Genomic DNA, 24,807 nt, shown 5'->3' on the forward strand with positions numbered 1-24,807 from the left:
GATGAGCACCACCAGCGAGACCCCCCAGCGCAACACTCGGCAGCGTCGCGCTGTCCAATCGGTCATGGCCGACCTCGAGGGTTTCGCCAGCGCTCAGCAGATCCACGACATCTTGAAACAACGGGGCGAGTCCGTCGGCCTGTCGACGGTCTACCGCAACCTGCAGGCGCTCGCCGATGCCGACCTCCTCGATGCCCTGCGCAATGACGACGGCGAGACGCTCTACCGCCGTTGCTCCTCGGGGCATCACCACCACCTGGTTTGCCGCGAGTGCGGACGCACCGTCGAAGTGGAGGGCCCAGCCGTCGAACGGTGGGCGGATGCGACCGCCGAGAAGCACGGTTTCCGCAACGTCGAGCACACTCTGGAGATCTTCGGCACATGCGCCGACTGCGCGTCCTGAGCCGAACCGAGTGGTCCGCGCGGGCGGAGGAGCACCGCGCACGCGTCGAGCCCTGGACCCGAGAGCGTGTAAGGCGCCGTGAGGTCGGCGAGAAGCATCCCGTGTGGGACTTCCTCTTCGAGTACTACAACCTCTCCCCCGGTGGCCTCGAGCGCTGGCATCCCGGTCTGGGCCACGCCCTGGCCGAGGCACCCGAATACGTCCGGCTCGCATCGTACGCCCGCCTCGACGATCGCACCGTGACCGCAGATCCGTCGCGGCTGCCGGCCCGGTTGCCGGGATTGACCTGGACGCGTGAGCTGCTGTCGCGTACCGCCGGGCGTCCGGCGCGCTGGGGCTGCTTCGGCCTGCACGAATGGGCCATGGTGTATCGCCAGCCCGGCGACCGGCGCCATGCCGCCCGCCTGCGGCTCGGACCTTCGGCGACAGACGCGGTCGTGGAGTCCCACCGTCTGGCATGCACCCACGCCGACGCCTACCGCTTCTACACCGCCGACGCACGTCCCCTCAATCGACCGGCACCCACGCGCGACAACCAGCTCGAGTTGGAGCAACCCGGCTGTTTACACGCGAACATGGATCTGTACCGCATCGCGTTCCGGATGCTGCCTTTCCTCGACTCGGACACCGTCGCCGATGCCTTCGAGCTGGCCGCCGAGATCCGCGAGGTCGATATGCGCGCCTCGCCCTATGATCTCCGCGCCCACGGCTTCGATCCGATCGCGGTCGAGACGGCGGAGGGCAAGGCGGAGTACGTCCGGCGGCAACGTGACGTCGCCGCTCGGGCCGAGCCGCTGCGCGAGCGGCTGTTGCGGGCGACGCATCGCCTCATCGAGAACGCACAGGAGGACGCGGCATGACCGACGACGACCCGGTGGCGAAGGACGGCGATGACCTCACCGCCCGCGACGTCTACGCGATCTGGCAGATCCGCGACGCGGTGTTCGCCGTCGAGCAGCAGTGCGACGAGCCCGATGTCGACGGCATCGACCTACTGCCCACGACCACGCATCTGTGGTGCGCCGATGCGAACGGTCTGACCAGCTACCTGCGCACCTATGTCACCGAAGACGGTACGCGTCGAATCGGCCGGGTCGCGACGCGCAAGGACGCCCGGGGCCGAGGGCTCTCCAGCAGGCTACTGCGCTGCGTCCACGATCGCTGGGGCGCCGAGGAGATCCGCATCGGCGCGCAGGCCTATCTGGAAGAGTGGTACGGCTCCTTCGGCTACGAACGATCCGGCGACGGCTACGTCGAGGCCGGTATCCCCCACGTGCCGATGATCCGTCTAGGCTCCTGACCCCCGGCGCGCCGGGGGGAGCGGTGAGTTACGCACCCCTCGAGCCTGCTGGCGGTCCGGCAGGCACCTCTCGCGAATGTTGAGAGGTGCGTAACTCACCGCCCACGACAACGAGGGGTGCGTAACTCACCGCCCGATGGTGGAGGTCAGGCCGGTTCGACCGGGACCTGCTCAGGAGCGGCGTCACCCTGCTCCGCCGAAGGCAGCGCCAGCGCTGCGAGAGCCGACTCGATCCGCTGACGCAACGAAGCCTCGTACTCGATGATCGGCTGGAGCGCGTCGCGGTACTGAGTGCCGTAGGTGAACGATGCGCTGCCCCCGGCGTCGAGCTCGGTGGCAGCCGCGGTGGCTTCGTCGATCACGTGCTGCAAGGCGGCGTCGACCCCCGCCGCGAGCTCCTCCTGGCCTGGCGGGACCTCGACAGCGTCGAAATCCGCCCGCGTCTGATTCATGAGCGGAATCAGCTCATCGCGGACCGGCGCGCCACTGGCCACCGGTCCACCAACCACCCGTTGAGGCAGGTCGGCATCGAGGGCCTCCTGCGCAGCGGCCACGAAAGGCGCACCCACCGCCCATTCCTCGACGACATCCGCAGCGACGTCGAGTCGTTCCTGCAACGCCGCCCGGCGCTGCAGAGCATCGCGGAAGTCCACGGATCGGTCACTGCCGTACTCGGGAACGTCCTGCGCAGCGGGGAGTCCCGCACGCAGGTCTTCGGCCAACTCGATCCCGTGGTGGGGCTCGGCCTGCAGATCGACCGTGCTCAACCGCTCGGTGAGCTCGATCTGGAAGGAATCCAGGGCACCGTTCAGGCGCGCCGCCTCGGCCTCAGCTCGCTCGACCGCCTCGTTCTTCTGATGGCGATCGACCAGATAGATGCCGGTGCCGCCGACGAGCAGCAACAGCACCGTCAGCAGGCCGAGGGTCGGGCGGATCCTCATCGCAGCGGCGCAACCTCGTGTCGTCGCAGTCCGTACGTGACGGCATCGACGAGCGCCTTCCAGGAGGCCTCGACCATATTGGCGCCGACACCGACCGTGACCCACGTGGCCACCCCGTCGGTCGTGTCGATGAGCACCCGGGTGATCGCATCGGTCCCGTGCCCCTGATCGAGGATGCGGACCCGGAAGTCGGTGAGATGGAAACGCGCCACATCGGGGTATACCTGCTCGATCGCCTGGCGCAGCGCGTGGTCGAGCGCGTTGACGGGACCGTTACCCTCGCCGATGACCGCGAGACGGTGACCGCCCGCCCGCAGCTTGACGGTCGCCTCCGCGAGGGCCTCGCCGGCCCCGGCCGACTCGGCGATGACCCGCCAGGACTCGATATCGAAGTAGCTCGGGCGGCCCCCCTCGACCTCCTCCATGAGCAACAGTTCGAAGGAGGCGTCGGCCGCCTCGAAGGTGTAACCCTCCTGTTCCATGCGCTTGACCCGGTCGGTCACGCGCGAGAGGGTCTCCGCGTCCCCGGAGAGATCGAAGCCCAGCTCGCGCCCCTTCAGCTCGATGGTGGCGCGGCCCGCCATCTCCGAGACGAGCAGGCGCATGTCGTTGCCGACGAGCGCAGGGTCCATGTGCTGATAGAGATCGGGGTCGACGCGGATGGCGCTGGCGTGCAGACCCGCCTTGTGCGCGAAGGCCGAGACTCCCGTGTACGGCTGCCGGGCCGATGGCGGGTAGTTGGTGATCTCGCTGATCGCGTGGGCGATCCGGGTCGCGTCGCGTAGCGCCCCCTCGGGCATGACCGACATGCCGAGCTTGAACTCGAGGTTGGCGACGCTGGTGATGAGGTCGGCATTGCCGGTGCGCTCGCCGTACCCGTTGATGCAGCCCTGTAGGTGGGTCGCACCCGCGCGCACGGCGGCCAACGAGTTCGCCACGGCACAGCCGGTGTCGTTGTGGGCGTGGATGCCGAGGCGCGCCCCGGTCGTCTCCTTGACCTCGGCGACGATATCGCCGACCCAGTGCGGCAGCATGCCGCCGTTGGTATCGCACAGGACCGCGACCTCGGCGCCGGCCTCGATCGCCGTGCGGACGACCTCCAAGGCGTATGCCTTGTTGTCCAGGAAGCCGTTGAAGAAGTGTTCGCAGTCCAAGAACACGCGCTGCCCTTCGCGACGCAGGTGCTCCACGGTGTCGCGCACCATGGCGAGGTTCTCCTCCAAGGTGGTGCGCAGCGCGAGCTCGACGTGCTTGTCGTGGCTCTTGGCGACGAGGGTGACCACCGAGGCGCCGCTATCGCGCAGGGCCGCTACCAGCGGATCATCCGCGGCGGCGACACCCGCGCGCCGCGTGGCACCGAAGGCCGCGAGCGTCGCGTGCTCGAGGTCGAGCTCCTTGGCGGCGAGAGCGAAGAACTCGGTGTCCTTCGGATTCGATCCGGGCCAACCTCCCTCGATGTACCCCACCCCCAGGTCGTCGAGGTGCTGTGCGATCGTCAGCTTGTCCTGCACGGAGAGGTTGAGCCCCTCCTGCTGGGCGCCGTCGCGCATCGTCGTGTCGTACACGTGGAAGTCCGCGCGGGCCATGGTGCCGTGCGCCGGGGTGTCGCTGCTGCTCATCGTTCCTTCGGTCCTTCGCTTCTGACTGGTGCGCGGCCAACAAAAAAGCCCCCCGATACGGGAGGCGGCGCGTCGACGGGGTGGTGTCGACGCGCTAGGCGATGATGATCGAGACGTTGGTCACGGGCACCAGCATAGACTGGCGCGACGATGAGCACCACAGCAGTCCCACGCCCCGGACAGGTCGACGTCATGTATGCCGTCGTCACGACCTCGCCGCTCGAGCGCGACGATCCCTTGCCGACCGGCCTTGAGCCCCTCCTACGGCGCAACGGCACCAATGAGCAGCTGTTGGCGATGTGGCGCGAACGCGAGCACGCGCAGGTGCTGCTGCGCTCGGTACCGCTGGCCGATGCGGGCGAGACCCATCTGCGCACCCGCGCGGCCGCGCTGGCGCTAGCTGCGGAGAACGACGGGGTCGTGGTCGATCTCGCGATTCCGCGGCTGGTGGAGCCTCCCTCGGGAGAGCTGAGCCTCGCGTACTCCGATGCCTGGGTCATGGTGCACTACGAGGTCGCCGACCGCGGCGCGATCGGCAGCCGGGGACTGGAGTCCTTCGGCCTGCCCGAACTGTGCGTCACGGTGCCCGACGGCGCCGATCCGGCGATGTGCGGCGCGGTCACCAGCGGGCTCACCCATCGTCTCCTCGACGAGTGGCCGCAGATGGACCCCGTCGGGCCGGCGGTCATCACGTTGCGCGATATCGCCTTCGGACTGGGCGATCCGCAGGCCGCCGAGATCGGCACCGAGCGCCGGATCCGGATCGAGATCGGCTACGACGACATCGCGCACGAGCTCGACGTCACCCTCCTCGACGACCCGGCGCTCCTCTTCGCCTGACTCCCCTCCTCAGGCTGTGGCGCTAGGCCATCAACCTCACCGGCACCTCATAACGTTGACCAGCTACCGCCACCGAGGCTGTGGGATCAGACGGTGCTGATGTCGTCGGTGACGTGCGGCGGCTCGGGGCGTGGGGCGAGGTTCGCCAGCGACTCCGGGCGCAGGATCTCGTCGAGCGTCGCAGCGGGGAGCAGCTCGCGTTCGAGGATCAGCTCCGCCACCCCCCGGCCGGTCGCAAGTGCCTCCTTGGCGACCTCGGTGGCCGCCGCATAGCCGATGTATGGGTTGAGCGCGGTCACGAGCCCGATGGAGTTCGCGACCTCCGAGCGCAGTAGCTCGCGGTTGGCGGTGATGCCGTCGACACAGCGCGACGCGAGCACCAGGATCGCCTCGCGCAGCCGTGAGAGCCCGGCCGACAGCGAGTAGCAGATGACCGGCTCGAAGGCGTTCAGCTGGAGCTGGCCGGCCTCGGCCGCCATCGACACCGTGACATCGTGCCCTATGATCTGGAAGGCGACCTGGTTGACCACCTCGGGGATCACCGGGTTGACCTTGCCCGGCATGATGCTCGATCCGGCCTGGACGGCGGGCAGATTGATCTCGTTCAGGCCAGCGCGCGGTCCCGACGAGAGCAGCCGCAGGTCGTTGCAGATCTTGGACAGCTTGACGGCCACGCGCTTCAGCGTCCCCGACAGCTGGACGAAGGCGCCGCAGTCCTGTGTGGCCTCGATGAGATCGACGGCCGGCACGAGCGGCAGGTCGGTGATCTCGGCCAGGTGCGTGCACGCGGACTGGACATAGCCCGCCGGGGCATTGAGCTGCGTGCCGATCGCGGTGGCGCCGAGGTTGATCTCGTGCAGCAGCATGACCGCCTCACCGAGCCGAGCCCGGTCCTCGCCGATCATCAGGCTGTAGGTGCGGAACTCCTGCCCCAGGGTCATGGGTACCGCGTCCTGAAGCTGGGTCCTTCCCATCTTGAGCACGTCGTGGAACTCATCGGCCTTGCGGGCGAACGACTCCTCGAGCACGGCCATCGCCTCCAGCAGCGACTTCGTGGCCATGATGATCGCGATCTTGATCGCGGTCGGATAGACGTCGTTGGTCGACTGGCTCAGATTGACGTGCTCGTTGGGATGCAGGCGCGTGTAGTCGCCCTTGGGATGGCCGAGGTTCTCGAGTGCCAGATTGGCGATCACCTCGTTGGCGTTCATATTGGTCGAGGTGCCGGCCCCGCCCTGGATGACGTCGACGATGAACTGGTCGTGCAGCGCGCCGGCCCTGATCTGCTCACAGGCATCGCGGATCGCCTCGAATCGCTCGTCGTCGAGCAGTCCGAGCTCATGATTGGCCGTCGCGGCCGCCTGCTTGACGCCGACGAGCGCCTCCACCAGATAGGGACTGCCCTCGATCGGAATGCCCGTGATCGGGAAGTTCTCCAGCGCACGAAGTGTGTGCACTCCCCAGTAGACGTCGGCCGGCACCTCGCGGTCACCGATGAGATCGTGCTCGCTGCGCGTGGAGGAGTCCATGACCTCCATCCAACCACCCGGACGTGGCCGACTGGCGGGTAACCAGAGGCGTGTCCGCGGCGTCGCGGCGACCGTCCCACAGAAGGGCCACCGCGGCGCGCGCGATCAGATCAGACGGGTCATCCAGCCGTGCTCGTCGCGGGCGCGGCCGTACTGGATATCCACCAGGGCCTGGCGGATCGCCCCCGTCACCTTGCCGAGTTCGCCGTCCCCGGAAGTGACCTCGCCGCCGTTCCACTTCAGGGTGCCCACGGGGGTGATGACCGCGGCGGTGCCGCAGGCGAAGACCTCGGTGATCGTGCCGTCGGCGACGCCCTCACGCCATTCGTCGATGCTGACCTTGCGCTCGACGACCTCGTGGCCGAGGTCGCGGGCGAGCTGCAGGATCGAGTCGCGGGTCACGCCCTCGAGGATCGAGCCGTTCAGCTCCGGGGTGACGATCGAACCATCGGCGTGCACGAAGTACAGGTTCATGCCGCCGAGCTCCTCGATCCAGCGATGCTCGACAGCATCGAGGAAGGCGACCTGAGCGCAGCCGTGGGCGGCGGCCTCCTGCTGGGGCAAGAGGCTGGCGGCATAGTTGCCGCCGCACTTGGCGGCGCCGGTTCCGCCCACGCCGGCGCGGCTGAACTCCTCGGAGAGCCAGATCGAGACGGGCTTGATGCCTCCGGTGAAGTAGGCGCCCGCCGGCGAGGCGATCACCGAGTAGGTGACGTGCTGGCTGGGCCGCACCCCGAGGAAGACCTCCGAGGCGAACATGAACGGACGCAGGTAGAGGCTCTTCTCCTCTCCCGAGGGCACCCATGCGCGATCGGTCTCGACCAACGAGCGGATCGAGCCGAGGAACCAGTCGAGCGGGAGCTCGGGCAGCGCGAGCCGGTGCGCCGACCGCTGGAGGCGCTCGCCATTGGCCTCGGGGCGGAACAGCCACACCGACCCGTCGGCGTGGCTGTAGGCCTTGAGACCTTCGAAGATCTCCTGGGCGTAGTGCAGGACGGCGGTGGCGGGATCGAGCTGCAAGGGCCCGTAGGGCACGACGCGGGGGTCGTGCCAGTCCTCGGCCGGGGTCCACTCGGCCAGGAACATGTGATCGGTGAAGTGATTGCCGAATCCGGGGTTGGCGAGGATGCCGACACGTTCGGCTTCCCCGCGCGCGTGATCGGAGAGCTCGATGCGGGGGGCGAACGTGGGCGAGGTCATAGAGGTCACGGTACTGCTTTCTGGTGGTCGAACGGTACGGGGTCAGGCGACCACCGATACCGCTGCGGCCACGCGTGACGCGATGGCCTCTCCCACCTCCTCGGTGCTGCGGGTACCGCTGCGCTCGGCGATATCGGCCTCGACCGCGGAGGTCACGGCGGCGGCCGCCTCGGGGAGTCCCAGGTGCTCCAGCAGGAGCGCCGCCGAGAGGATGGCGGCGGTCGGGTCGGCCTTGCCCTGGCCCGCGATATCGGGGGCCGATCCGTGGACGGGCTCGAACATGCTGGGAGCCGTGCGATCGGGGTTGACATTACCGCTGGCCGCCAGGCCGATGCCACCGGTGACGGCAGCGGCCAGATCGGTCAGGATGTCGCCGAAGAGGTTGTCGGTGACGATGACGTCGAAGCGCCCGGGGTCGGTGGTGAGGAAGATCGTGGCGGCATCGACGTGGAGGTAGTCCACCGTGATCTCGGGGTACTCGGCGGCGACCTTCTCGACGGTGCGCGACCAGAGGTGGCCGGCATGCACGAGCACGTTGTTCTTGTGCACGAGCGTGAGCTTCTTACGCGGACGTGCCTGGGCGCGCTCGAAGGCATCGCGGACGACCCGTTCGACGCCGAAGGCCGTGTTGAGGCTGACCTCGGTGGCGACCTCCTGCGGCGTGCCGACGCGGATCGCTCCGCCGTTGCCGACGTACGGACCCTCGGTGCCCTCGCGGACGACGATGAAGTCGATCTCGCCGGGATCGCCCAGGGGCGTGGGCACACCAGGGAACAGCTTGCTCGGCCGCAGGTTAACGTAGTGGTCGAGCTCGAAACGCAGCCGCAGCAGCAGACCGCGCTCGAGGACGCCCGACGGCACCGATGGATCGCCGACCGCACCGAGCAGGATGGCGTCGTGCTGACGGATCTCCTGCAGCACCGAATCGGGCAAGGTCTCGCCCGTCGCATGCCACCGCCGCGCGCCGAGGTCGTACTCGGTCGAGGTGAAGGCGACATCGTGGTGCTCGGCGATGACGTCGAGCACGCGCAGTGCTTGGGCAGTGACTTCGGGGCCGATGCCGTCGCCGGGCACGACAGCGAGCGAGAACGTGGTCATGGGCGTGATCCTACGGGAGCCGGTCTCATGATGCGAAACCGGCATCTCACCTGGCGATCAGTTATCGTCGGGGCGGTCATTGACCTCGGCGACGTCCTCGTCGCGCAGGTGAGCCGGTCCCCATTCGATCAATGGCTGGTTCATGATGGCGTGTCCTTCGATGAGTGGATGGGTGCTGGGAGTCAGCGGGATCCGGATCGATCCGGCGACTCGCCAGGCCACATGCTCGAAGGTGGTCGAGCTCTGACAGAGGGGGAGACCAGGTCATGGTCAGGACATCTGCTGCGGAGTCGCCGGGCCAACGCCGAAACTCCGCGGCAGGTGTGGCCCTAAGAGGTCCTGCCGCGGCAAGCGATGAGTACGAGCTGCTTCCGCATGTTCACACTCTAACTGTCACGTTCGGCTTTGTGAAGCATTTCGCGAGACACTGTGCCGCGTGTCTCACGAGCCGGTCTGTTCCGACGGACAGATGCAGTGTCCGTGCCACACTGAGCGAGTGAGCGCACCCACCGATGTCCCCGATCTCGTCGCCCGGACCCTGGACCTGTCCCGGCGACGGGGGTTCATCACGTCCACGCGCCACGAGACCGGACGCCTCCTCGCCGCGCTCGCGGCCTCCCGCAGCGGAACCCTGGCGGAGCTGGGTACCGGATGCGGTGTGGGCTCGGCTTGGCTGCACAGCGGTGCGCCGAAGGAGGCCTCGATCGTCAGCGCCGAGCTCGATCCCGATCTCGCCGAGGACGTCCAGGAGATCTTCGGCGACGCCGAGAACGTCCGGGTGCTCGCCGGTGACTGGTCGGCGCTGGAGGAGTTCACGCCGTTCTCTCTGCTGTTCGTCGACGTCCGCGATGTCATGGCCGATATCGACGTCCTCGCCGACATGCTGGAGGCCGGCGGCATCGCCGTGCTCGATGACTTCGTGCCGTCCTCCTTCTGGCCTCCCATCGTCGACGGGCAGGTCGACTCCATCCGCGAACAATGGCTCACCGACGAGCGTTTCGCCGCCGTCGAGATGCTCATCGACCCCGACGCGAGCCTCATCATCGCCACCCGCCGCTGAACCGTCAGCGCCAGGCACTCTCCCAGAACGCAAGCTCGTAGCGCGTCGCCCGGCTGTACGCGTCGTGCATGTCCGGGATCGTCGAGGGATCGAGCTCGGCCCACCGGTCGGCGATGGCCTCGCAGCGCCGTGTCGCCTCCGCGAAGCCGGGATCGCCGTACTGCTCGAGCCAGGGCAGGTACGGATGGTCCGGATGTGCCGCGGCGGCGAGCGTCTCCCCCACGTGCGCATAGACGCGGAAGCACGGGAGAACCGCCGCAAGCCCGACGCTCGCGGGTTGCCGCGTCGCCGTCGAGATGAGGAAGCCGGTGTAGGCGTCGCAGGCCGCACTCGGCGGCGATGTGGCCAGCGCAGTGCCCACCACCGTCTCGTGCAGCTCACGCTCGGCCACCGCCGCTCCGGCGGCGAACTCCGCCATCGCCCCGACATCGGCAGTCATCGGGGCGCGCGCCGCGAGCGTCGCCAGCACTCGTCCGTATCGATCGAGATAGTGCGCGTCATCGCGCAGGTAGCGCTCGAAGGTCGCGGACGGCAGTGTGCCGTCCGCGAGACCGCGGACGAAGGGATGGTCCATGATCTGCGCGACCACGTCGGCGACCTCGTGCCACGCGCGTTCGCTGAAGCTCATCCCTCACCCCTCAGGTCGACCAGATGGTCCACGGGCCCGTGTCCGGCGCCGATCCGGCGATCGACCGAGGCGATGAGCGCACGCTGAAGATACGCGCGCGCGGTCACCACCGCGTCGGCCATCAGATCACCGAGCGCGAGCCGCGCCGCGACCGCCGCGGACAGGGTGCATCCGGTGCCGTGGGTGTTGGGGGTCTCGATCCGCGCGTTGATCAGGCGACCCGCGCCGTCCGCCGAGACGAGCACGTCGATCACCTCATCGCCGTCGAGATGCCCGCCCTTGACGAGGACGTTGCGCGCGCCGCGGGCCAACACCGCTCGGCCGGCGGCCTCGAAATCATCGGGCGAACGGACATCGAGACCGGCGAGCACTGCCGTCTCAGGCAGGTTCGGAGTCGCCAGGTCGGTGATCGGCAGCAGCGACTCGACGATCGCCGCGACCGCGGTCTCGGGGATCAGTCGGTCCCCCGAGGTGGCGACCATGACGGGGTCGAGCACCAACGGGATCTCGGGGCGCTCCCGCAGCCGCGAAGCGATCGCCTCGATCACGTCGGCATCGCCGAGCATGCCGATCTTGACAGCCCGTACGTCCAGATCCTCCAGCACGGCATCGAGCTGCTCGCCGACGAACCGCGCGGGGACCGGGTGGATGCCGCGGACACCGATGGTGTTCTGCGCCGTCAGCGCAGTGAGGACGCTCGCGCCGTAGACCCCGAGAGCCGTCGCGGTCTTGAGGTCGGCCTGCACACCGGCCCCGCCGGACGGATCGGACCCGGCGATCGTCAACATGACCGGTTCACTCATCGGATCCTCCCTCGGCTCACAGCGGCGCCGAGAGCTCGTACGACCTGGTGCGGATCGGACGCCCGGGTGACGGCCGAGACCGCCGCCACGGCGTCCGCGCCTGCCGCCACCGCCTCCGCCGCACGCTCGAGGTCGATGCCTCCGATCGCGACCACGGGCACCGGCGACCGTCCCGCGATCGCCCGCACACCCTCGAGCCCGAGCGGTGCCTCGTGATCGGGTTTGGTCGGCGTCGCCCACACGGGACTGACGGCCAGGTAGTCGCACGCGCGGACCTGCTCGACATCGTCGAGCTGCGCGATGTCGTTGACGGACCAGCCGATGATCGCCTCGGCCCCAAGGGCCTCTCGTGCCCGCGTCGGCGGAATGTCCGTGACGCCGACGTGGATACCGTCGACTTTCGCGGCTGCATCGAGATCGTCGTTCGCGATGACCGGCACGCCCGCCCTGGACCGGATCATCCCGGCGATCTCGACGAGCTGTGCGGTGGAGGCCGTCTTGTCGCGGACCTGGATCAGGTCGAGTCCGCCTCGCGACGCGGCGACGGCGATGTCCGTGATCCCGTCGACCGGTTCGGTCACCAGATACACACCATGGGTGAAGTTCATCGTCGGACGACCTTTCGCAGATCGTCGGGCTGCTGCAGATAGAGAGCGTCCAGCAGCGCCGGGCGGAGCGTGCCGGGGCCCGAGGCCGAACGGCCCGCGACCTCGCCCGCGTCGGCCAGTGCCGCCATCGCGGTGACGGCGCCCACCCAGGGATCGGGCGCACACGCGCAGGTTGCCGCGACCAAAGCCGACGCCGCGCAACCGAGGGCCGAGATCAGCGGCATCCGCGGATCGCCACCCTCGACGAGCACCGTGCGTTCACCGTCGGTGACGACATCGGTGGCGCCGCTGACGACGACGACCGATCCGAGCGCTTCGGCGAGCTTCTCCGCCTCGTGGCGGATGGCGATGGAGTCGTCGGTGCTGTCGACACCGCGACCGGCGCCTTGGGAGGTCGCGATGGCGAGGATCTCACTGGCGTTGGCACGAATGACGGTGGGGCGATGGGCGAGCAACGCGGTGACCGTCTCGCGACGGTAGGCGGTGGCGCCGACCGCGACCGGGTCGAGGACCCACGGTATGCCGCGATCGTGCGCCGTGCTCGCGGCGGCGTGCATCCCCTCGACCCAAGGCGGGCTCAGGGTGCCGATGTTCACGGTGACCGCCGAGGCGATCGTGGCCATCTCGGCGGCCTCGTTCACGTCGTGCACCATCGCCGGGGAGGCGTGTGCGGCGTTGAGCAGATTGGCAGCAACGTCCATCGAGACGTAGTTGGTGATGCACTGCACGAGAGGAGTGCGCTGGCGCACCACACGGGCGGTGTCGACGACGGCGTCGACGGACAGATCGGACGTCATACGGCTCCCTAGCGCCGGTGTTAACCGGATCAGGTTCGGCGGGTGTGTTCTCAGCCCTCATGGGCACCCCGGCGTGGTCGTGTCGTGCCCGACCGTAGCAGCCTCCGCGGAACCATCGCGGCCAGGGTTGTCCACACGGCGATCCGACGGCAGGTGACAAACGGACCGTTCACCACTACTTTCGTGTCATCGACTTCGGGGGTGATGAGATGCGGCGGATGGTCCTGCCGGTGCTGGCGATGACACTCATGGGGTGTTCGGGTGGCCCCGACCCGCCAGAGGAGACGGTCTCGCCGTCGCCGGAGATCACCGCGCCCGCGATGCCGGAGCTGGCCGGCGACGACTCCCCTGCCGGCGCCGAGGCCTTCGCCCGCCACTACATCGAGGTGCTGAACTATGCCGCGCTGACCGGTGACACCGCGGACCTGGAAGAACTGTCCGCCGACGACTGCACCGGCTGCGCGAAGTATGTCGATTTCTACCGAAATACATACGAAAATGGTGGGCGCATCATCGACAGCACGTGGCGTGTCGACTCGATAACAACCGACTTCGCACCTGGGTCAGATCTGCAATATGTGACGCTCGAAACCCACATCACTGAAGGAATCCATCGGGAATCCGCTGAGAGCGACCCGTTCAAGACCGAACCATCACGCGACACCGTCTCCATGGAACTTATGCGATCTGACCACTGGAGTGTCAGCCAACTCGGCCTAGGCGGAATCGGATGACTGAAAGCAGCCTCACCCTCATCCTGACCGTTCTCTTTGCCTGGCCGACTGTGGATACTGGCATCGATGTCAGACCCGATCCGGGTGCCCCGGGCGTCGTAATCGGAGGCGAGCGAATCACACCCGGCCGACCACCCCATCCCGGTGCTCCTTCTGGGCCGGTGGTGGGGCCGGGTGGGGCACCGGAGGCCCGGCCTCCGACCACGCGCGAACGCATACAGGACGAGATCCAGCGCCGCTGTCCCCCGAGCAGTCTCATCGGATTCCTGTGTTCCCCGCCTCCCCCGGACACCGCCGGCCCCGAGGACCCTCCGCAGGGATCGACGCCGGAGCCTCCATCGCCGGAGGAGATCGAACGAGCCATCCGCGAGATCGACCTGCCCCCGCTCAGCGTCGCCGTCGAACCACGAGACACCACCCTCGTCAACCTGCCGACCAATCTGTACACCACAGCCCCCGAGGTCGACCAGACTGTCGACATCCTCGGCGTCGCCGTGCGGATCCGTGCGACCCCGGTGTCGTTCACATGGCGTCACGGAGACGGTACTCAGCAGACCACCTCGCACCCGGGCGCTCCCTATCCCAACCTGGCGGTGACGCACCGCTACACCAGGGCCGCCGCCTCGATCGATGTACGCCTGGACGCCGGCTACCAGGTCGACTACGCAGTGGACGACGGGTCGTGGACCCGACTCGACGGTCTCATCGTCGCCTCGGGACCTCCCACGACCGTCACCGTGCGCGCCGCCGAACCCGTGCTCGTCCGGCCGTGAACGTGTGTCAGCGGGCCCTTTCCCGCCGGTACCCGTCGCGGAGCAGATCACGCACGGTAACCGCCGCGGCCACCAGAAGCAGTCCACTTCCCAGAATCACCCAGAACATGCCCCGATACTGGCAGCCAGTGGCCTTGTATTCGATAGCCAATTGCCGCAGAGTGGCGTTATGAGCTCTCACCAGCTGAGCGCTGCGAGCCTGGTGGCCGTGGTGGACCCGGCGGCCCATGGACGCGGAGGCCCCGCCTACCAGGCCTGGGCCTCCGCCATCTCCGCCGCCGTCATGGACGGTCGCATTCCCGACGGCACCCGGCTGCCCAGCGAACGCACGCTGGCCGACGCGGCGGGCATCAGCCGCACCACCGCGACGCGTGCCTACGGCGTCCTGCGCGACCGGGGACTCGCAAGCGCGCGACAGGGCTCCGGAACCGTCATCCGGCTCCCGCTCACCGAACAGAACGCGACGAGCCTGCTCGCCAGGTCCGCCGACCCCGACGACATCGCCCTCACCACAGCCGCGATGCCAGCACCGCCCGAGCTCGCGCATCTCGTGCACCGCGCCACCGAGGGACTCCCCAGCCTGATGGCGACCCACGGCTACCTCCCCGACGGACTGCCGCTCCTGCGCGAACGACTCGCGCAGCGTTACACCGAACACGGTCTGGCCACCGAACCCGAGCAGATCATCGTGACCACCGGCGCCCAGGGAGCGCTCGCGCTCCTGACTCGCACCCTCTGCCGGCCCGGGGGCCGCGCGCTGACAGAGGCCTGCAGTTATCCGCATGCCTTCGACGCCTTCGGCGGAGCCGGAGCACGCCTCGTCCCGCTGCCCATCGGTGACGACCCCTGGCCCCTCGCCGATATCGAACGCGCCGCACCTTCCGCACAGGTCGCCTATCTGATCCCCGACTTCCACAATCCGACCGGGGCGGTGATGGACGCCGAGCGGCGAGCCCGGGTCGGCGCGACGCTGCGCCGCCATGACGTCGCCACGATCATCGACGAGACCACCCGAGACCTGCGACTCGACGGTGACTCCCTCCCCCATCTGGCGACCTGGTGCTCCGATGCCTTCACCATCGGCTCGGCGTCCAAGTCGATATGGGGCGGGCTGCGCGTCGGGTGGATCCGCGCGCCCCGCTCGGCAGTCCCGGGCCTGGTCCAAGCCCGCCTGCACCAGGATCTGGGCGCATCGGCACTCGATCAGCTCATCGTCGCCGAGGCCGTCGCCGCGGGACTGCTGGACCGCTCACCCCACCTCGACACCGCGCGACGGACGCGCGATGCGGCCTCCGCCATGATCGCCGATCGACTCCCCGACTGGAGGATCGATATTCCGGCAGGAGGGCTGACCTTATGGGCTCGGCTGCCCGGGCGCAGGGCAAGCGCCCTCGCCCTCGCCGCCGAGGAACATGGTCTCCTCCTGACGCCGGGGCCGCGATTCTTCGGCGCGCAACCCCACGCGGGCGAGCAGTGGATCCGCATCCCCTACACACAGCCGCCGGAGATCATGGAGCGAGCGATCGAGCGTCTCGGCCGGGCGTGGAGCGATCTCGGCCCGCCGGACGCGCACGCGGTCCGCGATCCACGGACCATCGACATCATCACCTGAAACACATCGAGCGTGGTGCCCAAGCGCATCCGAGGATGCGGCCGGGCACCACGCTCAGTGGTGACGGCGAGGGTCAGCGCGCGGCAGTGCCCTCGGTGTAGTCGTCATCGACCTGCTGCCAGGCGAAGTGCGCCCGCAGCTCCTTGCCGGTCGCCTCGATCGAGTGGCCGGCCTCCTTCTCGCGAAGCTCGTTGAACTCCTTGGCTCCGTTGTCCTGATCGTCGATGAAGCGCTTGGCGAACGAACCGTCCTGGATCTCGGACAGGACATCCTTCATCCGGTCCTTGACCGAGGAGTCGATGATCCGCGGCCCGGAGACGTAGTCGCCGTACTCGGCGGTGTCCGAGACGCTCCAGCGCTGCTTGGCGATGCCGCCCTCATGGATGAGGTCGACGATGAGCTTGAGCTCGTGCAGCACCTCGAAGTAGGCGATCTCGGGCTGGTAGCCGGCCTCGGTCAGCGTCTCGAAGCCCGCCTGGATCAGGTGCGAGACGCCGCCGCAGAGCACCGTCTGCTCGCCGAACAGGTCGGTCTCGGTCTCCTCGGTGAACGTCGTCTTGATGACGCCCGCGCGCGTGCCGCCGATCGCCTTGGCGTAGGACAGCGCCAGTGGCCAGGCATTGCCGGTGGCATCCTGCTCCACACCGAGGATGTCCGGGATGCCGCGACCGGCGACGAACTCACGGCGCACGGTGTGACCGGGGGCCTTGGGAGCCACGAGCACGACGTCGACGCCCGCGGGCGGCTTGATGAAGCCGTAGCGGATGTTGAAGCCGTGGCCGAACACGAGGGCATCGCCCTCGACGAGGTTGGGCTCGATCGACTCGGCGTAGAGCGTGCGCTGCACCTGATCCGGCGCGAGGATCACGACGACGTCGGCCTCCTCCGCCGCCTCGGCGGGAGTCAGGACGCGCAGTCCCTCGGCCTCGGCCTTGGCACGGCTCTTGGAGCCCTCCGGCAGACCGACCCGCACGTCGACGCCCGAGTCGCGCAGGTTGAGCGCGTGGGCGTGGCCCTGGCTGCCGTAGCCGATGACGGCCACCTGCTTGCCCTGGATGATGGACAGATCTGCATCGTCGTCATAGAACAACTCAGCCACGGGTGATTCTCCTTGCGTTGTGTGATGGACGTCAGTTTCTGGGGTCGACCGCTAGACGGCGCTCTGCGCGCCTGGCACTGCCCGAAGGGTGCGGTCGGTGATGGATCGTGAGCCGCGGCCGATCGCCACGCGACCGGACTGCGCGATCTCACGGATGCCGAAGGGCTCGAGGACGTTGAGCATCGCGGCGAGCTTACCGGCGTCGCCGGTGGCCTCGATCGTGACCGAGTCCTGGGCAACGTCGACGACCTTGGCGCGGAACAGCTGAACGGTCTCGAGCACCTGCCCGCGGGTCTGCTGATCGGTCTTCACCTTGATCAGCATGAGCTCACGCTCGACGGCGGCGCTCGGTTCGAGCTCGACGATCTTGAGCACCTGCACGAGCTTGTTGAGCTGCTTGGTGACCTGCTCGAGCGGCAGCTTGTCGACATTGACGACGATCGTCATGCGCGAGATCTCCGGGATCTCCGTCGGTCCGACCGCGAGGCTCTCGATATTGAAGCCGCGCCGCATGAACAGGCTGGAGACGCGGGCGAGCACGCCGGGGCTGTTCTCGACCAGGACGCTCAGGGTATGCGTGCTCATGCCGCCACCTCGCTTCTACGCTCGCTCATGCCGCCATCGCCTGAAAGAAGAAGCACGATAGGTCGACGGCGGCATTCGTCAGCACTCATCGTTCGCTCGCTGCGCTCGCTCATGCCGCCACCGCCTGAAAGAAGAAGCACAGTAGGTCGACGGCGGCATTCGTCAGCACTCATCGTTCGCTCGCTGCGCTCGCTCATGCCGCCACCGCCTGAAAGAAGAAGCACAATAGGTCGACGGCGGCATTCGTCAGCACTCATCGTTCGCTCGCTGCGCTCGCTCACAGGTCGTCCTCTTCCCAGTCCGGCGCGAGGTCCCGCGCGATCTTGATGTCGTCATTGCTGGTGCCGGCGGCCACCATGGGCCACACCATCGCATCGCGTTCGACCACGAAGTCGATCACGACCGGCACGTCGTTGATGCTGAGCGCCTTGGCGATGACATCGTCGAGGTCGTCCTCGTTCTCGCAGCGCAGCCCGACACAACCGTACGCCTCCGCCAGCTTGACGAAGTCGGGGATCCGGCGTGCGCCGATCGACTCCGGACCGGTATTGAGGTCGGTATTGGAGTAGCGCCCCTCGTAGAACAGCGTCTGCCACTGGCGCACCATGCCCAGCGAGGAGTTGTTGATGACGGCGATCTTGACCGGGATGCCCTCGAGCGCGCAGGTGGCGAGCTCCTGGTTGGTCATCTGGAAGCAGCCGTCGCCGTCGATCGCCCACACGACACGATCCGGGGCGCCGGCCTTGGCGCCCATCGCGGCAGGCACGGCATAGCCCATGGTCCCGGCGCCGCCGGAGTTGAGCCACTGACGCGGGCGTTCGAAGTCGATGAACTGGGCGGACCACATCTGGTGCTGACCCACGCCGGCGACATAGGTGGCGTCCGGTCCCGACAGGGCGCTGATGCGCTCGACGACCGTCTGCGGGGCCAGGCCCTCCGCGGGCTTGTCATAGGAGGGCGCGAACCTGGACTTCAGTCCCTGCACGAAGGAACGCCAGGCCGAGTACTCCCCGACCAGGGCGTCCTCCTCGGCCTGCTTCTGCAATGCGCGGACGAGGTCGGCGATCACCTCACGGGCGTCACCCACGATCGGCACGTCGGCGGTGCGGTTCTTGGAGATCTCCGCGGGATCGATGTCGGCGTGGACGACCTTGGCGTTCGGGGCGAAGGACTCCAGGTTCCCGGTCACCCGGTCGTCGAAGCGGGCACCGAGGGTGATGAGCAGGTCCGACCGCTGCAGGGCACCGACGGCCGCCACCGTGCCGTGCATGCCGGGCATGCCGAGATTCAACTCGTGCGAGTCGGGGAAGGCCCCGCGTGCCATCAGCGTGGTGACGACGGGGATCTGGGTCAGCTCGGCGAGCACCTTGAGCTCGGCCGCCGCATTCGCCTTGATGACGCCGCCGCCGACGTACAAGACGGGCTTGCGAGCCTCGGCGATCAGCTTCGCCGCCTCGCGGATCTGCTTGTTGTGCGGTCGCGACGTGGGACGGTAGCCCGGCAGCGCCAGCTCGTGCGGCCAGCGGAAGCTGGTGGGCCCCTGCAGCGCGTCCTTGCTGATGTCGACCAGGACCGGTCCCGGGCGGCCGGTCGAGGCGATGTGGAAGGCCTCGGCGATCGCGCTCGGGATGTCAGCCGGATCGGTCACGAGGAAGCTGTGCTTGGTGATCGGCATGGTGATGCCGCGGATATCGGCCTCCTGGAAGGCATCCGAGCCGATGACCCCGCTGGCCACCTGGCCCGTGATCGCGACGATCGGCACCGAGTCCAGGTAGGCGTCGGCGATGGCGGTCACCAGGTTGGTGGCACCCGGGCCGGACGTGGCCATGCAGACGCCGACCTTGCCGGTCTCCATCGCGTAGCCCTCGGCGGCATGTCCCGCGCCCTGCTCATGGCGGACGAGGACGTGCCGGATCGAGGAGTCGAACAGCGGATCGTAGGCGGGGAGGATCGCGCCTCCGGGAATGCCGAAGATCGTGTCGACGCCCACGCGCTCCAGGGCGCGGACGAGGCTCTGCGCCCCGGTGATGATCTCGGCCGGCGGTTCGGTCATCTCGCGGTCCATCTCTGCTCAGTGGTCGGTACTTCGGGCGTGCAGCTCACATAAAAAAACCCTCCGGCCCGTTGGGGCAGTGGAGGGAGGCGATCGTCGGAGACGACCGCCTAGGAAACTACGAGAAGCTGTGCACGCACGCGTCCAGTGTGCGCCCTGCAGGTCGGCCGGTCAAGTTCTGAGACGGCTTCTTCCACGATGTGGACCGCCCCGTTGTGCGCATCCCGACACGAGCCGTGTTGAATGGCTTCGGAGCGCTTCACCGGGGGCGCCGCTAGGAAAGGTACGCCATGAAGCTGTTCACCAAGACCGCCGCCGCGGTCTCCACCGCCGTGCTCGTCGGCTCGCTCGCCGCCTGCGGCGGATCCGACCGCCCCAGCCAGCAGGAGCTCGCCGACTCGATCAGCTCCGGGGACTCGGCGCTCGGCTCCGCGATCCCGGAAGAGGCTGCCGACTGCTTCGCGAAGGTCATCCACGAGTCCGACCTCTCCGATGACGCGCTTCAGGCGATGGTCGACGGCGAGGAGAACTACGACGCCTCCGATGAGGACAAGGAGGCGGCCGAGGACCTGCAGACGACCCTGATCGACGAGTGCCAGGACTCTGTGACTCAGTGAGCCTGTGGTTCGGCCCCGATCGGGGCCGAACCACCTCACCAGGGTGAGGCGCGGAAGTCCTTGAGGAAGACGCCGTAGAGATCCTCGCCCGCTTCTCCTCGCACGATCGGGTCGTAGACCCGTGCCGCGCCGTCGACGAGGTCGAGGGGCGCCTTGAAGCCCTCCTCGGCCAGCCGGACCTTGGTGATGTGCGGCCGCTCGTCGGTGATCCAGCCGGTGTCGACGGCGGTCATGAGAATGCCCTCGCTCTCGAGCATCTCCCCCGCACTCGTGCGGGTCAGCATGTTGAGCGCGGCCTTGGCCATATTCGTATGGGGATGACCCGGCCCCTTGTACGCGCGAGCGAACTGGCCTTCCATCGCCGACACGTTGACCACATAGGCCCGCCGCGCTCCCGCCTCCACCGCGGCGGCCATCGCCGGCCGCAGGCGACTGGTCAGGATGAACGGCGCCACGCTGTTGCACAGCTGCACCTCGAGGAGCTCCAGCGCGTCGACCTCTCCCACGTGCTGCACCCAGCTGTTCGTGTCCACGACATCGGGCACCAGTCCCCCGGCATCGATGCGCTCCAGATCCGCCGACCCGGCCGTCAGCGCCATCGCGGTCAGCGCATCGGCGGTGTTCGCGTCTCCAGCCAGCACCGGATGCGAGGCGACCGACCCGACGAGCGAAGCCGGATGCGCGTCACTGGTGTGACCGAAGGTGATCAGTTCGGGCATCGGGCCGGCTGAGAGCTCGGTGGTCTCGGCATCGGCCAGGTGCTGGTAGGCGCCCGGCGAACGCTTGACGGTCTGCGCGGCATTGTTGATGAGGATGTCCAGAGGCCCAGCGGCAGCGACATCGTCGGCGAGACCGATGACCTGGGCGGGGTCGCGCAGGTCGATGCCGACGATCTTCAGCCGGCCGATCCACTGGTCGCTGTCGGGCAGCTGGCGGAACCGGCGCACCGCATCGCGTGGGAAACGGGTCGTGATGGTGGTGTGGGCCCCGTCGCGCAGCAGCCGCAAGGCGATGTACATCCCGATCTTCGCGCGCCCGCCGGTGAGCAGCGCCCTCTTGCCCGTGAGATCGGTGCGGGCATCCCGTTTGGCGTGGCTCATCGCGGCGCAGTCGGGGCAGAGCTGGTGGTAGAAGGCATCGACGACCGTGTAGTCGGTCTTGCAGATGTAGCACGGGCGGGCGACCTTCAACGTTCCCGCAGTGGCGCCCTTGGCCTGCGAGACAAGCGGCAGACCGGCGGTCTCGTCATCGATCCGCCGCGCCGACCCAGTGGCGGTCGCCTCGACGACGGCGCGATCGGCGGCGGCGATCTCGGCCCGCTTCGCCCTGCGACGCTGCTTCTTGACGTCCTTGTAGAACTTGCCGCACGCGCGGCGCAGCGCGATATAGGCGTCGTCCTCCTCGCCGAGGAACTGGGCCTCGCCGAGGACCTTCAGCGCGATGGCGAGCTCGTCGGGATCGATCGTTGACACCGCGCGATCCTACCGGGCGACACCCCGGCGGAGTCAGCGCGCCAGGTCGTCCATCGCGAAGGAGACGGTGAAGGGGCGCTCGACGGTCGCCGTCTCGCCCGGCGTCCAGCTGCCCAGCTCGGTGTAGACGGCGTCGCCGGAATGCAGCGCATAGGCGGTGAGGCTCAGCTCGGGATCGGTCTCGACCCGCCAGAAGCCCTCGATCCCCCACATCGCGTACTGGGCCGGCTTGGTGATGCGGTCGGTGGTCACCGACGACGGCGACACCACCTCAACCGCGAGCAGCACATCGGTCGGGGCCAGCCAGAGACCGACCGGGCGGACATCGCGCGGAACCACGGCCACGCCGGGCTGACGAAAGTTGCTCTCACCGAGCTGGATGCCTAATTCGGCACCGACGAGATAGTCATCGCCGAGTGAGCGTTGAAGGACCGCTACCAGTCGAGAGGCGACCCGTGTGTGCCCCCAGAGGGGCGGAGGGCTCACTTCCAGCCGCCCGTCGACCAGTTCGAGCTTGCCCTCGTGGTCGGGCATCTCCTCGACGGTGTACCGCCGCGAGAAATCGCCGAGCATCGACATGACGCACCTCCTGATGCCACTATTCCACGCGACCACCACATGAGGCGATGGCCGCGTGGACGTGGCGTCAGGTCGAACGTCTATCCACAGTGAGCGCCGTCGGCGGCCGCTTCACCGGAGAAGCCGTTCGCAGAAGCCGGCCTGCCGCGGTACCTCGGAGCTCAATCCCGACGCCACATCGCGACGAGCGCGATCATCAGCGCCGCGACACCGGCGACGGCAGCCCACGCCGACAGGAATCCCCATCGGTCCACCACGATTCCGGCTAGGAGCGGACCGACCATGAAACCGAGGAACAGACCGAGCGATACCCGCCCGGTACCGCGTCCGACCGATCCGGAGGGGACCACTCGGACGACAGCCAGCATGATGATGGCGTTGGCCGCCAACGCACTGAAGCTGAACATCGACGCGCCCACCCATACCAGCGGCTCACCGCAGCGGTGAGCCGCGAAGACGGCGGCGACGGCGACCAAAGCCACGACGGCCAGTCCGCTGAGCAACCGCCGCAGATCGGTGACCCGACCGGCAAGACCGCCCCAGAGGAGCCTCGCGAGGACACCGAAGCCACCCAGCACTGCTGCGACCAGCCCGGCTCGTGTCACCGATGCTTCCAACTCCTCATATAGGTACAACGGCAGGTAGACATTCGTCGCCTGAACCACGATCCCGAGCAAGAAGGCGTAGCCGCTGAGCCACCAGACCGCCGCGGGTACCTGTCCGGGAGACAACGGATCGTGCCGGCTGGAGTCAGGCATCGATAGCGGAACAAGGCGCAACGTCGGCAGGAGCCCGGCCGCGACGATAAGCCCGCTGCCGATGATCGCGTACCGCCACCCGACGATGACGGCAACGGACGGCAAAACCAGGCCGGCGAAGAGCTGCGCGCCCTGAACGCCCGACTGCTTGGTGCCGAGGACGACGCCTTGACCACTGCGCTCGACCTGCGCCGCTACCAGACGATTGCTCACTGGGTTGGACAGCGACTGGACCGCGCCGGAGATCGACAACGCCACCAGAAGCCACCCGTAGCTTCCCGCCACTCCCCCGATCATCACGGCAGCGAAGGCCAGGACGAAGATCCCGATCAGCACGACACGTTCATTGAGGATGTCTGCGACGACACCAGCCGTGATGGTGCACACGCTCGCCGCTCCGAAAGTGAAGAGCCACAGCGAGCCGAACTGCGTCGCGGTCAGACCGAGCGACTCCACGATCAGCGGTCCGAGGGCGCTGACGGAGTAGTGGAGCAACGGCCCCACCGCCATCACGAGCGCGAGGTACGCGCTCAGGGCACCACGGCTCCAGCCCACCTACACACCGCTCTCTTCATCACCGGCGGCGCGCCCGGTGCCCCGACCACGTCGCCTCCGGGCAGCACCGCACGGCCTCCCGCTCACTGCAGGCCGTCGAAGATCACCGAATCCGGCGGCTGATCGGCGAGATAGCCCGTCTGGATACCGGCCTCGAACACCGCCCGGATACCTTCGGTCACGTCGCTCGCCGGCGCTACCCGCAGTCGCAACCTCTCGTCGTTGTCCTCGATGAGCTTCTGGATGACCTCCGCGTCTCCACCGGGGATCGTCTTGGCGATCAATGCGCCCGCCTCCTCAGGGTTGTCCAACACCCAGTCGGCGGCCGCCTTGTACGTGTCGTAGAGGGACTGCACCTCATCGGGATGTTCGTCGACCCAGGCAGTCTGAGCGGCCACGCCCAGATAAGGAATGTCACCGGTACCGAACTCGGACTCCCACGCGTCGTAGTCGAGATCGACGGTGCGGATGTCCGAGACCGAGGCCAGCAACGACGAATAGGCCGGCTCCCACAGCTGTGTGGCATCGGCACGGCCGGTCTGTGCCATCGTCGACAATCCGGCCGTCGTCTGATTCTGCGTCTCAACCTCGTTGAGATCGAGTCCGATGTCTTGGGCGAACCAAGCGAACATCGCATAGTTCGTCGTGCCCGTCGCGGCGGCGAGGGTGTGGCCGGGGAGATCGGTCAGGCTCTCGATATCGGGGTCCGAGGTCACCACTGTGCCGTAGAAGTCGAACAGGTTGAACAGATAGGTGACATCCGCGCCTCGTTCGGTTCGCAAGCCCTCTGACAGCAGAGCCGCGCTCCCACCGACGTCATAGTGCCCAGCCCCGAACTCCGAGTTGTAGTTGTCCGGTGTGGCGTACGTGAACTGCAGGTCGAGTCCGTGCTCCGCGTCCAGTTCACGTTCCTCGATGACGGCAGGCAGGAAGGCGCCCAATGACGGAGCTTGGAAGGCGACGATCTTGACCGTGGTGCTGTCACCACCGCCATCTGAGCCACAGGCCGTCACTCCGGCGAGGGCTAGAAGCGTCGAAGCGCCGATCGCGGCGGTACGGCGTAGCACGTTTCTCCGCGGTGCGGGGTTCCAGGACATGCTGCTCTCGTTTCTATCGATGGGATCAACTTCGGGCTCGGGGAAGG

General features: G+C 67.9%; 27 protein-coding genes and 1 riboswitch. Of the genes, 9 read left to right on the top strand and 18 right to left on the bottom strand.

Annotation, left to right across the window (positions count from 1 at the left end):
• The first annotated feature begins 1 nt into the window (after nt 1).
• From FNM00_RS03355 to FNM00_RS03365, 3 genes are read left to right on the top strand one after another with little or no spacing between them, the layout of a single operon-like run.
• Complete coding sequence (locus tag FNM00_RS03355) at nt 2-403, top strand: Fur family transcriptional regulator (RefSeq protein WP_143911600.1); 402 nt, start codon at nt 2-4, stop codon at nt 401-403.
• Entirely contained in the window at nt 382-1,263 is an 882-nt protein-coding gene (locus tag FNM00_RS03360; RefSeq protein WP_143911601.1) for a 3-methyladenine DNA glycosylase, read from the top strand. The genes FNM00_RS03355 and FNM00_RS03360 overlap by 22 nt, the downstream gene beginning before the upstream one ends.
• Nucleotides 1,260-1,703 carry a GNAT family N-acetyltransferase gene (locus FNM00_RS03365; protein ID WP_143911602.1) on the top strand — a complete coding sequence of 148 codons (444 nt, stop codon included), beginning with the start codon at nt 1,260-1,262 and terminating at the stop codon, nt 1,701-1,703. The genes FNM00_RS03360 and FNM00_RS03365 overlap by 4 nt, the downstream gene beginning before the upstream one ends.
• A gap of 146 nt (nt 1,704-1,849) precedes the next feature.
• Here FNM00_RS03365 and FNM00_RS03370 read toward each other — a convergent pair whose 3' ends face one another.
• Nucleotides 1,850-2,644, bottom strand: a complete 795-nt coding sequence (locus tag FNM00_RS03370; RefSeq protein ID WP_143911603.1) for a hypothetical protein — start codon at nt 2,642-2,644, stop codon at nt 1,850-1,852.
• Nucleotides 2,641-4,263 (bottom strand): citramalate synthase, encoded by a 1,623-nt coding sequence (cimA, locus tag FNM00_RS03375; protein ID WP_246065048.1) that lies wholly within the window; start codon nt 4,261-4,263, stop codon nt 2,641-2,643. Before cimA ends, FNM00_RS03370 begins: the two co-directional genes overlap by 4 nt.
• A gap of 150 nt (nt 4,264-4,413) precedes the next feature.
• On the opposite strand from cimA, the gene FNM00_RS03380 reads away from it, so the two are divergent.
• The gene (locus FNM00_RS03380; protein WP_143911604.1) at nt 4,414-5,103 is read left to right on the top strand and encodes a hypothetical protein; all 690 of its coding nucleotides are present in this window, start codon (nt 4,414-4,416) and stop codon (nt 5,101-5,103) included.
• A gap of 86 nt (nt 5,104-5,189) precedes the next feature.
• Here the strand turns inward: FNM00_RS03380 and aspA are convergent, their stop codons facing one another.
• The 4 genes from aspA to FNM00_RS18735 form a co-directional block, all read right to left on the bottom strand.
• Nucleotides 5,190-6,632 carry an aspartate ammonia-lyase gene (gene aspA, locus FNM00_RS03385; protein WP_143911605.1) on the bottom strand — a complete coding sequence of 481 codons (1,443 nt, stop codon included), beginning with the start codon at nt 6,630-6,632 and terminating at the stop codon, nt 5,190-5,192.
• A gap of 105 nt (nt 6,633-6,737) precedes the next feature.
• On the bottom strand, nt 6,738-7,832 hold the full coding sequence (locus tag FNM00_RS03390; RefSeq protein WP_143911606.1) for a branched-chain amino acid aminotransferase: 1,095 nt from the start codon (nt 7,830-7,832) through the stop codon (nt 6,738-6,740).
• Nucleotides 7,833-7,874: 42 nt separating this feature from the next.
• Nucleotides 7,875-8,930 (bottom strand): 3-isopropylmalate dehydrogenase, encoded by a 1,056-nt coding sequence (locus tag FNM00_RS03395; RefSeq protein WP_143911607.1) that lies wholly within the window; start codon nt 8,928-8,930, stop codon nt 7,875-7,877.
• A 57-nt stretch (nt 8,931-8,987) separates the two neighbouring features.
• Entirely contained in the window at nt 8,988-9,152 is a 165-nt protein-coding gene (locus tag FNM00_RS18735; RefSeq protein WP_185972946.1) for a hypothetical protein, read from the bottom strand.
• Nucleotides 9,153-9,426: 274 nt separating this feature from the next.
• On the opposite strand from FNM00_RS18735, the gene FNM00_RS03400 reads away from it, so the two are divergent.
• Nucleotides 9,427-9,990 carry an O-methyltransferase gene (locus tag FNM00_RS03400; protein WP_185972947.1) on the top strand — a complete coding sequence of 188 codons (564 nt, stop codon included), beginning with the start codon at nt 9,427-9,429 and terminating at the stop codon, nt 9,988-9,990.
• 4 nt (nt 9,991-9,994) lie between these two features.
• On the opposite strand, the gene FNM00_RS03405 is transcribed toward FNM00_RS03400, so the two are convergent.
• From FNM00_RS03405 to thiM, 4 genes are all read right to left on the bottom strand, one after another.
• Nucleotides 9,995-10,618 carry a TenA family protein gene (locus FNM00_RS03405; RefSeq protein WP_143911608.1) on the bottom strand — a complete coding sequence of 208 codons (624 nt, stop codon included), beginning with the start codon at nt 10,616-10,618 and terminating at the stop codon, nt 9,995-9,997.
• Entirely contained in the window at nt 10,615-11,421 is an 807-nt protein-coding gene (gene thiD / locus FNM00_RS03410) for a bifunctional hydroxymethylpyrimidine kinase/phosphomethylpyrimidine kinase (RefSeq protein ID WP_143911609.1), read from the bottom strand. Before thiD ends, FNM00_RS03405 begins: the two co-directional genes overlap by 4 nt.
• Nucleotides 11,418-12,029 (bottom strand): thiamine phosphate synthase, encoded by a 612-nt coding sequence (gene thiE / locus FNM00_RS03415; protein WP_143911610.1) that lies wholly within the window; start codon nt 12,027-12,029, stop codon nt 11,418-11,420. The genes thiD and thiE overlap by 4 nt, the downstream gene beginning before the upstream one ends.
• Entirely contained in the window at nt 12,026-12,826 is an 801-nt protein-coding gene (gene thiM / locus FNM00_RS03420) for a hydroxyethylthiazole kinase (protein WP_143911611.1), read from the bottom strand. Before thiM ends, thiE begins: the two co-directional genes overlap by 4 nt.
• Nucleotides 12,814-12,907, bottom strand: a riboswitch (TPP riboswitch). Its footprint overlaps the gene before it by 13 nt.
• 137 nt (nt 12,908-13,044) lie before the next feature.
• On the opposite strand from thiM, the gene FNM00_RS03425 reads away from it, so the two are divergent.
• The 3 genes from FNM00_RS03425 (at nt 13,045) to yczR (ending at nt 15,945) form a co-directional block, all read left to right on the top strand.
• Nucleotides 13,045-13,560: a DUF6318 family protein gene (locus FNM00_RS03425; RefSeq protein ID WP_143911612.1), complete on the top strand. Its 516-nt coding sequence runs from the start codon at nt 13,045-13,047 to the stop codon at nt 13,558-13,560.
• Nucleotides 13,557-14,333, top strand: coding sequence for a hypothetical protein (locus FNM00_RS18740; RefSeq protein ID WP_221933566.1), 777 nt, complete (start codon nt 13,557-13,559; stop codon nt 14,331-14,333). Before FNM00_RS03425 ends, FNM00_RS18740 begins: the two co-directional genes overlap by 4 nt.
• Nucleotides 14,334-14,502: 169 nt before the next feature.
• The gene (gene yczR, locus FNM00_RS03430) at nt 14,503-15,945 is read left to right on the top strand and encodes a MocR-like transcription factor YczR (protein ID WP_185972949.1); all 1,443 of its coding nucleotides are present in this window, start codon (nt 14,503-14,505) and stop codon (nt 15,943-15,945) included.
• A gap of 73 nt (nt 15,946-16,018) precedes the next feature.
• On the opposite strand, the gene ilvC is transcribed toward yczR, so the two are convergent.
• From ilvC to FNM00_RS03450, 4 genes are read right to left on the bottom strand one after another with little or no spacing between them, the layout of a single operon-like run.
• Nucleotides 16,019-17,044, bottom strand: a complete 1,026-nt coding sequence (gene ilvC, locus FNM00_RS03435) for a ketol-acid reductoisomerase (RefSeq protein WP_143911614.1) — start codon at nt 17,042-17,044, stop codon at nt 16,019-16,021.
• A gap of 51 nt (nt 17,045-17,095) precedes the next feature.
• Entirely contained in the window at nt 17,096-17,629 is a 534-nt protein-coding gene (gene ilvN, locus FNM00_RS03440; protein ID WP_143911615.1) for an acetolactate synthase small subunit, read from the bottom strand.
• On the bottom strand, nt 17,626-17,910 hold the full coding sequence (locus FNM00_RS03445) for a hypothetical protein (protein ID WP_143911616.1): 285 nt from the start codon (nt 17,908-17,910) through the stop codon (nt 17,626-17,628). Before FNM00_RS03445 ends, ilvN begins: the two co-directional genes overlap by 4 nt.
• Nucleotides 17,907-19,682 (bottom strand): acetolactate synthase large subunit, encoded by a 1,776-nt coding sequence (locus FNM00_RS03450; RefSeq protein WP_143911617.1) that lies wholly within the window; start codon nt 19,680-19,682, stop codon nt 17,907-17,909. The genes FNM00_RS03445 and FNM00_RS03450 overlap by 4 nt, the downstream gene beginning before the upstream one ends.
• Nucleotides 19,683-19,972: 290 nt before the next feature.
• On the opposite strand from FNM00_RS03450, the gene FNM00_RS03455 reads away from it, so the two are divergent.
• Nucleotides 19,973-20,299: a hypothetical protein gene (locus FNM00_RS03455; protein ID WP_143911618.1), complete on the top strand. Its 327-nt coding sequence runs from the start codon at nt 19,973-19,975 to the stop codon at nt 20,297-20,299.
• 35 nt (nt 20,300-20,334) lie between these two features.
• On the opposite strand, the gene FNM00_RS03460 is transcribed toward FNM00_RS03455, so the two are convergent.
• From FNM00_RS03460 to FNM00_RS03475, 4 genes are all read right to left on the bottom strand, one after another.
• Nucleotides 20,335-21,771: an SDR family NAD(P)-dependent oxidoreductase gene (locus FNM00_RS03460; protein WP_143911619.1), complete on the bottom strand. Its 1,437-nt coding sequence runs from the start codon at nt 21,769-21,771 to the stop codon at nt 20,335-20,337.
• 33 nt (nt 21,772-21,804) lie between these two features.
• Nucleotides 21,805-22,350, bottom strand: a complete 546-nt coding sequence (locus tag FNM00_RS03465) for a Uma2 family endonuclease (RefSeq protein ID WP_143911620.1) — start codon at nt 22,348-22,350, stop codon at nt 21,805-21,807.
• A 161-nt stretch (nt 22,351-22,511) separates the two neighbouring features.
• Nucleotides 22,512-23,663 carry an MFS transporter gene (locus FNM00_RS03470; RefSeq protein WP_143911621.1) on the bottom strand — a complete coding sequence of 384 codons (1,152 nt, stop codon included), beginning with the start codon at nt 23,661-23,663 and terminating at the stop codon, nt 22,512-22,514.
• 83 nt (nt 23,664-23,746) lie between these two features.
• Nucleotides 23,747-24,760, bottom strand: a complete 1,014-nt coding sequence (locus FNM00_RS03475; protein ID WP_143911622.1) for an ABC transporter substrate-binding protein — start codon at nt 24,758-24,760, stop codon at nt 23,747-23,749.
• Nucleotides 24,761-24,807 lie beyond the last annotated feature (47 nt).

Source organism: Aeromicrobium piscarium (assembly GCF_007421815.1).
Classification (GTDB): domain Bacteria; phylum Actinomycetota; class Actinomycetes; order Propionibacteriales; family Nocardioidaceae; genus Aeromicrobium; species Aeromicrobium piscarium.

Coding starts and splice junctions, on each gene's coding strand:
- yczR (WP_185972949.1), top strand. CDS start 14,503: ATGAGCTCTCACCAGCTGAGCGCTGCGAGCCTGGTGGCCGTGGTGGAC.
- FNM00_RS03370 (WP_143911603.1), bottom strand. CDS start 2,644: ATGAGGATCCGCCCGACCCTCGGCCTGCTGACGGTGCTGTTGCTGCTC.
- thiM (WP_143911611.1), bottom strand. CDS start 12,826: ATGACGTCCGATCTGTCCGTCGACGCCGTCGTCGACACCGCCCGTGTG.
- FNM00_RS03380 (WP_143911604.1), top strand. CDS start 4,414: ATGAGCACCACAGCAGTCCCACGCCCCGGACAGGTCGACGTCATGTAT.
- FNM00_RS03425 (WP_143911612.1), top strand. CDS start 13,045: ATGGTCCTGCCGGTGCTGGCGATGACACTCATGGGGTGTTCGGGTGGC.
- FNM00_RS03475 (WP_143911622.1), bottom strand. CDS start 24,760: ATGTCCTGGAACCCCGCACCGCGGAGAAACGTGCTACGCCGTACCGCC.
- FNM00_RS03390 (WP_143911606.1), bottom strand. CDS start 7,832: ATGACCTCGCCCACGTTCGCCCCCCGCATCGAGCTCTCCGATCACGCG.
- FNM00_RS03455 (WP_143911618.1), top strand. CDS start 19,973: ATGAAGCTGTTCACCAAGACCGCCGCCGCGGTCTCCACCGCCGTGCTC.
- FNM00_RS18740 (WP_221933566.1), top strand. CDS start 13,557: ATGACTGAAAGCAGCCTCACCCTCATCCTGACCGTTCTCTTTGCCTGG.
- thiD (WP_143911609.1), bottom strand. CDS start 11,421: ATGAGTGAACCGGTCATGTTGACGATCGCCGGGTCCGATCCGTCCGGC.
- ilvN (WP_143911615.1), bottom strand. CDS start 17,629: ATGAGCACGCATACCCTGAGCGTCCTGGTCGAGAACAGCCCCGGCGTG.
- FNM00_RS03405 (WP_143911608.1), bottom strand. CDS start 10,618: ATGAGCTTCAGCGAACGCGCGTGGCACGAGGTCGCCGACGTGGTCGCG.
- FNM00_RS03450 (WP_143911617.1), bottom strand. CDS start 19,682: ATGACCGAACCGCCGGCCGAGATCATCACCGGGGCGCAGAGCCTCGTC.
- thiE (WP_143911610.1), bottom strand. CDS start 12,029: ATGAACTTCACCCATGGTGTGTATCTGGTGACCGAACCGGTCGACGGG.
- FNM00_RS03395 (WP_143911607.1), bottom strand. CDS start 8,930: ATGACCACGTTCTCGCTCGCTGTCGTGCCCGGCGACGGCATCGGCCCC.
- cimA (WP_246065048.1), bottom strand. CDS start 4,263: ATGAGCAGCAGCGACACCCCGGCGCACGGCACCATGGCCCGCGCGGAC.
- aspA (WP_143911605.1), bottom strand. CDS start 6,632: ATGGACTCCTCCACGCGCAGCGAGCACGATCTCATCGGTGACCGCGAG.
- FNM00_RS03465 (WP_143911620.1), bottom strand. CDS start 22,350: ATGTCGATGCTCGGCGATTTCTCGCGGCGGTACACCGTCGAGGAGATG.
- FNM00_RS03355 (WP_143911600.1), top strand. CDS start 2: ATGAGCACCACCAGCGAGACCCCCCAGCGCAACACTCGGCAGCGTCGC.
- FNM00_RS03360 (WP_143911601.1), top strand. CDS start 382: ATGCGCCGACTGCGCGTCCTGAGCCGAACCGAGTGGTCCGCGCGGGCG.
- FNM00_RS03365 (WP_143911602.1), top strand. CDS start 1,260: ATGACCGACGACGACCCGGTGGCGAAGGACGGCGATGACCTCACCGCC.